The 7,367-nt window shown below is 65.0% G+C and carries 7 protein-coding genes and 1 tRNA gene; 1 reads left to right on the forward strand and 7 read right to left on the reverse strand.

The window, feature by feature from the left end; translation table 11 throughout:
• Positions 1-138 precede the first annotated feature (138 nt).
• Positions 139-534 (forward strand): winged helix-turn-helix domain-containing protein, encoded by a 396-nt coding sequence (locus tag EOA36_RS21205; RefSeq protein ID WP_127279285.1) that lies wholly within the window; start codon positions 139-141, stop codon positions 532-534.
• Positions 535-605: 71 nt separating this feature from the next.
• On the opposite strand, the gene EOA36_RS21210 is transcribed toward EOA36_RS21205, so the two are convergent.
• The 7 genes from EOA36_RS21210 to EOA36_RS21245 all read right to left on the reverse strand — a co-directional run.
• Positions 606-914 carry a UBP-type zinc finger domain-containing protein gene (locus EOA36_RS21210; RefSeq protein WP_127279286.1) on the reverse strand — a complete coding sequence of 103 codons (309 nt, stop codon included), beginning with the start codon at positions 912-914 and terminating at the stop codon, positions 606-608.
• A gap of 57 nt (positions 915-971) precedes the next feature.
• A complete protein-coding gene (locus EOA36_RS21215) occupies positions 972-2,663 on the reverse strand; it encodes a cyclic nucleotide-binding domain-containing thioredoxin-disulfide reductase (protein WP_127279287.1) in 1,692 nt (563 codons plus the stop codon).
• Between the two features lie 149 nt (positions 2,664-2,812).
• Positions 2,813-2,897: transfer RNA gene (locus EOA36_RS21220), tRNA-Leu, on the reverse strand.
• A gap of 299 nt (positions 2,898-3,196) precedes the next feature.
• The gene (locus tag EOA36_RS21230; RefSeq protein WP_127279288.1) at positions 3,197-3,817 is read right to left on the reverse strand and encodes a 2,3-bisphosphoglycerate-dependent phosphoglycerate mutase; all 621 of its coding nucleotides are present in this window, start codon (positions 3,815-3,817) and stop codon (positions 3,197-3,199) included.
• Between the two features lie 92 nt (positions 3,818-3,909).
• The gene (gene dapB / locus EOA36_RS21235) at positions 3,910-4,755 is read right to left on the reverse strand and encodes a 4-hydroxy-tetrahydrodipicolinate reductase (protein WP_127279289.1); all 846 of its coding nucleotides are present in this window, start codon (positions 4,753-4,755) and stop codon (positions 3,910-3,912) included.
• The gene (locus tag EOA36_RS21240; protein WP_127279290.1) at positions 4,752-6,611 is read right to left on the reverse strand and encodes an ABC transporter ATP-binding protein; all 1,860 of its coding nucleotides are present in this window, start codon (positions 6,609-6,611) and stop codon (positions 4,752-4,754) included. The genes dapB and EOA36_RS21240 overlap by 4 nt, the downstream gene beginning before the upstream one ends.
• A gap of 156 nt (positions 6,612-6,767) precedes the next feature.
• The coding region (locus tag EOA36_RS21245) for a glucokinase (protein WP_189553293.1) at positions 6,768-7,367 on the reverse strand (600 nt) is incomplete at its 5' end.

Below are 7,367 nucleotides of genomic sequence, written 5' to 3' on the forward strand. Positions count from 1 at the left end.
CACCCGTTCAAATCGCCTGTCGTGTCCCTCCTATAGAATCGCAATTCGCAAAAGACGCAACCTATATGGTAATCTTGACGATTGCCTTTGCAGCGTACCGCGCACCGCCTATTCTTCGGCCTCGCGGGAGGGAGACGTATGCCGTTGCCGGACTATCAGAGCTTGATGCTGCCAGTGCTTTACCATGGCGCGCTCGGCGAAACGGGTGTGATGCAGATCGAGGAAAAGATAGCCGATGAACTCGGACTGAGTGCTGAAGAGCGGCAACAGCTTCAGCCGAGCGGCAGGCAGCGAATCCTGCATAATCGGATCCATTGGGCGAAGTTTTATCTGCAGAAAGCAGGGTTGCTCGACGTGCCTAAACGCGGCCGATTCGTAACCACCTCAGCGGGGCTCGACCTTCTGAAAACACGCCCGACGATAATCAATCTGGACACCCTCAAGCGTTATCCCTCCTTCGCCAGCTTCTATGACGGGGCGACTCAAAAACGTCGCGCGGAGACGGGGCGCCGTGAGTGGCCTATCCGTCGGTGATCGGCGCTGAGACTTTGCCTACGGAACGCGAACCACAACCGTGCGCGTCTACCATCTGTGGCGCTGCCGCCTCAATAAAATTGCGGGATCGGACCGTTCTGCGGCGTAGTACGGTCGCCGAGGTCGAGAAAGATCTCGTCGACATAGCACCAGCCCCAGCCTTCCGGCGGGTCATAGCCCTCTATGACGGGATGGCTGGTGGCATGAAAATGCTTGGTGGCGTGGCGGTTGGGCGAGTCGTCGCAGCAGCCGACATGGCCGCAGGTGCGGCAGAGCCGCAGATGCACCCACCACGAGCCGCTCTTCAGGCATTCCTCGCAGCCAAGCGCGCTCGGCGTCACGTCCTTGACATCAGCTGCGTGTCTGCACTCGTCAGCCATCACACTCTCCTCACCGGTTGAGGCTATTTCCTTTACGCAATTCCGGGCGGAAAACCGTTACACACTTTTCCTGGAATTGCTCTCTGCGGCAAGGCTGCCTTCCCGCGCGAGAAATGCATGCAATGCCGCCACCACCTGGGCGCCTTCGCCGACGGCAGCTGCGACACGTTTGACAGAGCCGGAGCGCACGTCGCCGATGGCGAACACGCCGCTGCGGCTCGTCTCCATCACGCCATGCGCCGATGCTATGTCCGATCCGGTGCGGATGAAACCCCTGGCATCTAGCGCCACCTCGGATTGGGCGAGCCAATCGGTGTTCGGATCGGCGCCGATGAACAGGAAGAGATGGCGGATCGGGCGCGTCGTCACCGCGCCGCTCGAGCGGTCGCGCCAGCGGACAGTGGCGAGATTGCCTTCCTCGCCGTCCAGCGCCTCGACCTCGGCGCCGGTCAACACCTCGATGTTCGGCTGCGCCCTGATGCGCTCGACGAGGTAACGCGACATCGAGGCCTCGAGACTGCCGCCACGCGCCAGCAGCGCCACCTTCCTGACATGGCTGGCCAGGTAGACAGCCGCCTGGCCGGCCGAATTGCCGGCGCCGACCAGCGCCACTTCCTGGCCGCCGCAAAGCCGTGCTTCGATGGGCGAGGCCCAATAATGCACGCATGTGCCCTCGAACTCGGCGAGGTTGGCGACATCGAGGCGGCGGTAGCGCGCGCCGCTGGCGATCACCACCGAGCGCGTGCGCACCGTCTCGCCGTCGCCGACAGCAAGCTGGTAACGCGCGCCGCCGGTGGCGGCACCGAGCAGCTTCACCTCATCGGGGATGACCATCTCGACGCCGAATTTCTGCGCCTGGTTGTAGGCACGCGCCATCAGCGCCATGCCGGTGATGCCCGTGGGGAAGCCGAGATAGTTCTCGATGCGCGCGGAAGCGCCGGCCTGGCCGCCAAAGGCGCGGCAATCGAGCACGATGGTCGACAGCCCTTCCGAGGCCGCGTAGACCGCCGCCGCCAGCCCGGCCGGGCCGGCGCCGACGATGGCGACGTCATAGACCTTGCTGGCGTCGACCGGCCGCAGCAGGCCGATGCAGCGGGCGAGGTCCTTCTCCGCCGGATTGAGCAGCAGCCTGCCGTTCGGGCACAGCACGACCGGCAAGTGGTGCGGATCGACATGGAAGTGCTCGAACAGGGTCTTCGCGCAAGGATCGGTTCTGGAATCGAGCACGCGGTGGGGCTGGCCGCTGCGCGCGAGAAACCCCTGCAGGCGCAGGACATCGCCATTGTCGGCCGGCCCGACGATGATGGGACCGATCGTGCCGCTCTCGAGCAGCCCGACGCGGCGCAGGATCAGCGCCCGCATGATGCGCTCGCCGAGATTGGCCTCCTGCACCATCAGGTCGCGCAGCCTTTGCGAGGGAATGACGAACGCCTCGACCGGCTCGGCGGCCTCGGCATTGACCAGCGAGGGGCGGGCCGAAAGCTGCGCCAGCTCGCCGACGAAGCTGCCAGGGCCATGGGTGACGATCGTTTCGCGTCTGCCGAGCTTGCCGTCCTGGGTGATGTCAACCTTGCCCGACAGGATGACGATCAGCCCCGGGGACACATTGCCGGCCTCGAAAATGTGCTCGCCGGCGGCATAGGCGCTGGCCTCGCCGAACCGGCGCATGCGATCGATGTCCGCCTCGGCCAGCGTTGGGAAGGCCTGGTCACGGCGGGCGCCGAAGATCGCGGTGCTGGATTGAGACATGGTTGCGAGCGTAGCGAAGCGGGCGCGCGGTTTGAAGCGGTTTGTTCGGGACTGGCCAGGAGGCGAGGTCATCGCGCAAGAAAAAAGCCCGGGCGAACCGGGCTTTTCTCAAAATTTCTGAACCGAACATTTGGTTCGAAACCGGAATTTGGTGCCCAGAAGAGGACTCGAACCTCCACTCCTTGCGGAACACGGACCTGAACCGTGCGCGTCTACCAATTCCGCCATCTGGGCTGGTGCGGGCTCAATAAGCGGGCAAGCGATTGCTGTCAACGCGCTTTTTTCGAGGGCTGATGCTCGCCGGCTCAGTTTCGAGCGTCAGCGCCGCCCCTCATTGCCCTGCCGGGCATTTCTCCCCGTACAGTGACGGGGAGAAAGAAGCCAGCCGCAACGCTGGCGCCCTTTTTGCAACGCCGGCGATTGGCGAAATCGCCGATGACATCGCCCCTCTCCCCGTCACTATACGGGGAGAGGATGCCGGCAGGCAGGTGAGGGGCGGCGCCACGTTCCCAATTGGCGCAAATAACTGCCCGTCAGCCCTCCAGCACTTCCTTCGACGCCACGGTCGAATCGGCGTTGAGCGTGTAGATGACCGGCACGCCGGTGCCGAGCTCCAGCTTGACGATCTCCTCGCCCGACTTGCCGTCCAGCGCCATGATCAGTGCGCGCAGCGAATTGCCGTGGGCGGCGACCAGCACGGTGCCGCCGCGCAGCACGTGCGGCTGCAGATCGTGCAGATAGTAGGGCCAGACGCGGGCGCCGGTGTCCTTCAGGCTTTCGCCGCCGGGCGGCGGCACATCGTAGGAGCGGCGCCAGACATGCACCTGCTCCTCGCCCCATTTCTGGCGCGCGTCGTCCTTGTTGAGGCCGGAGAGGTCGCCATAGTCGCGTTCGTTCAGCGCTTGGTCGCGGATGGTCTGCAGGTCGCTCTGGCCGACTGCGTCGAGAATGTGCTGGCACGTCTTCTGCGCCCGGACCAGCGCGGAGGTGAAGGCGATGTCGAATTTCAGGCCGCGCGCCTTGAGTTTTTGGCCGGCGGCTTTGGCCTCGGCATGGCCCTGCTCGGTCAGGTCGACATCACGCCAGCCGGTGAACAGGTTCTTCAGGTTCCATTCGCTCTGGCCGTGGCGCACGAGCACGAGGGTTCTCGACATTTTTGCTCCTCTGGGGTCTGGGCAATTCCAGGAAAGGTGCGTAGCGGCTTTCCCGCAGGACTTGCGTAAGACGAAGATGGTTCAGGGTCGTTTCAGGCAAGCCCAAGCACGTCCCGCATTGAGTAAAGGCCCGGTTTTTTCCCCCGCGCCCACAGTGCGGCCTTGACCGCGCCGCGGGCGAAGATGGCGCGGTCCTCGGCATGGTGGGACAGCGTGATGCGCTCGCCGGTGCCGGCCAGGATCACGCTGTGGTCACCGACCACCGAACCGCCGCGCAGCGTGGCAAAGCCGATCGAGCCGGTTTTTCGCACACCCGTATGGCCGTCGCGTGAACGCACATCATTGCCGGCAAGCGCGATGCCGCGCCCGGCGGCTGCGGCCTCGCCGAGCAGAAGCGCCGTGCCCGAAGGCGCGTCGACCTTGTGCCTGTGGTGCATTTCGAGGATCTCGATGTCGAAATCATCGGCGTCGAGCGCGCGCGCCGCCTGTTCGACCAGCACCGCCAGCAGGTTGACGCCGAGGCTCATATTGCCCGACTTGACGATGGTCGCGTGGCGCGCGGCCGCAGCGATTTTCGCATTGTCGTCGGCTGAACAGCCGGTCGTGCCGATGACATGGACGATGCGCGCCTGCGCCGCGTAGCCGGCGAACGCAACCGTCGAGGCCGGTGTGGTGAAATCGAGCACGCCATCGGCCTTGGCGAAGACCGGCAGCGGATCACTGCCGATCGGCACGTCGATGCGGCCGACGCCGGCCAGTTCGCCCGCATCCTTGCCCAGATGGGGCGAATCCGCGCGCTCGACCGCGCCGATGACGCGGGCGCCCGGAATGGCGTGGATGGCGCGGATCAGGGTCTGGCCCATGCGGCCGGCCGCGCCGACCACCACAAGGCCCATATCGCTTGCCGGCGCGCCTGATGTTGCCGATGTTTCGCTCATGCCGTGCTCCCGGCGATGCTCTGGGTCTCTAATTCCTCAACCGAAGTCTCGGCCGGCGCGCTGTCGTCGACAAGCCCCAGACCCTTGACGCCCTGTATGCGGTGGAAGCGGGCATAGATGCTGTTCGGATCGGCCATCAGCGTCGCATGCGTGCCTTCCTCGACCAGCCGTCCCTCTTCCAGCACGATGATGTGGTCGGCATTGACCACCGTCGACAGCCGATGCGCTATGACGATCGTCGTGCGGCCTTCCATGACATGCGTCAGCGCCTCTTGGACGCGCGCCTCCGCCTCGTTGTCAAGCGCCGAGGTTGCCTCGTCGAGCAGCAGGATCGGCGCCTGGCGCACGATGGCGCGGGCGATCGAGACGCGCTGGCGCTGGCCGCCGGAAAGGGTCGAGCCACCTTCGCCGACCGGCGTGTCGTAACCTTGCGGCTGCTGGCGGATGAACTCGTCGGCTGCCGCCTGTTTTGCCGCCTGCTCGATCTCGGCGTCCGTGGCCGACAGGCGGCCGTAGCGGATGTTGTCGCGGATCGTGCCCTCGAACAGATAGGGCGCCTGCGCTACATAGGCGATCGACTGCCGCAGCGAATGCTTGGTCACCTTCGAGATGTCCTGGCCATCGACCACGATACCGCCCTGGTCGACGTCGTAGAAGCGCTGCAAGAGCGCCACCAGCGTCGATTTGCCGGCGCCCGACGCACCCACGATCGCCGTCACCTTGCCGGCGGCGGCGGTAAAGCTCAGGTCCCTCAGCACCGGCATGTCGGCGTTGTAGCCGAACGTCACATTTTCGAAGCGCACCTCGCCTGTGGTGATCCTGGCCTCGACCGCATCGGGCGCGTCGCCCTGTTTCGGTTCCAGGTCGAGCAACTCGTAGATCATGCGCGCGTTGACCAGCGCACGTTCCATGCCCACCTGTGTGCGCGCCAGGCGTCTTGCCGGGTCGTAGGCCATGATCAGCGCGGTGATGAAGGAAAACACCGCGCCCGGTGGTTGCCCAAGCACCAGCGCCCGGTAGCCGGAATAGGCAAGCACGGCGGTAATAGCGAGACCGCCCAGAATCTCTGAAATCGGCGACAGCCGCTCCGAGACGCGGGCGATCTTGTTGTTACGCTGTTCGGCCGTATCCGCCATGATGCCTATGCGGCGCGCCAGCTCCTGCTCCAGGGTGAAGGCCTTGACGATGGCGATGCCTTGCGTGGCCTCCTGCACGGAACCGTTCAGCCGCGAATTGATCAGCACGGATTCCCGGTTGATACGCCGCAATCGGCGGGTGATGTAGACGACGGCCCAGATCAGCGGCGGGCCGATCAGCAGCGAGCTGAGCGACAACACCGGATCCTGGTAGATCATGACGCCGACGAGAGCGACCAGCGTGACCGCATCGCGGCTGATGGAGGTCAGTGTCAGCGACAGTAGATCGCGGACGCCGCCGACATTCTCGTTGACCTGTGCCGCCAGCCGACCGGAACGCGTATCGTTGAAGAAGTTGACGCCGAGCTTCATCAGATGGTCGAAGCTGCGCTTCTGGTAGCGCGCGACCAGATTGTTGCCGATCTTGGCCAACGCCACGGCCTGGCCGTAACCGGCGAAGCCGCGCAGCAGGGAAGCTCCCATGAAACCGGCGCAGATCCAGACGATCATGTCGCCGCGCCGTTCGTAGAATATCTGGTTGATCATCGGGGCCATGATCCACGCCGTGAAGGCAGTGGTGCCGGAAACAATCAGCAAGCAGGTGACGGCGACGACATAGGACCAGCGATGATCGCGGCCATTTTCGGAGAGGATGCGGCGCAGCACGGCGTTGACCTCGCCAATGCTGGCTTTCTGCTTGTTTGGAGCTTGAAGTGTCAAATCGGGAGCTTCGTGGGTTTTCCGCCTGGGACCGGGCTGCAATTCGGCACTCCTCTTAGCGCCATGAGGCCGGCTTGCCTATGCCCGCGGCTGATTAACTTCGTCGCGGGCGGCTCAAGCGCGCCCACGCGGCAATAGGCACATCCCGTCGAGGAGCTAGGCCTGCCAGCGCCGGCCCGAGGTTTGGACGCCGAACAGCGAGGGGTTCCTGGCATAGGCGGCGAGGCCGAGAAGGGCGGCCAGCGGATGGGTGATGACATAGACCGGCATGGTGCGCATCAGCGCGCTGTGCGGCGCCTTGTCCTCGAAGGCGGCGCGGAAATTGCCCTCCTTCAGCGCCGGCACGATCTTTTGCGCGATGCCGCCGGTGAGGAACACCCCACCACGGCTCATGAACACCAAGGCAAGGTCGCCAGCGGTACGGCCGAGACAGGTAACGAAGGTCTCCAGCGCTTCCTGCGCCACCGGATCGGTCTTGGCCAGCGCCGCGGCGGTGACCTCGGCCGGCGTGGTGAAGGGCGATGGCTTGCCGTCGGCCTTGGCCACGGCGCGGTAGACGTTGACGAGGCCGCGTCCGCACAGGATCTGCTCGCCCGAAATGCGGCCCTCGAGCTTCTCTATATGCGGGAAGACCTCGAAATCGCGCGGCGTGCGCGGCCCGATGTCCATATGGCCGCCTTCGCCGGGTACGGGAATCCAGTGATGCAGCGCGTGGACCAGCCCGGCGACGCCGAGACCGGTTCCCGGACCCAGCAC

The organism is Mesorhizobium sp. M8A.F.Ca.ET.021.01.1.1, from assembly GCF_003998025.1.
Lineage (GTDB): Bacteria > Pseudomonadota > Alphaproteobacteria > Rhizobiales > Rhizobiaceae > Mesorhizobium.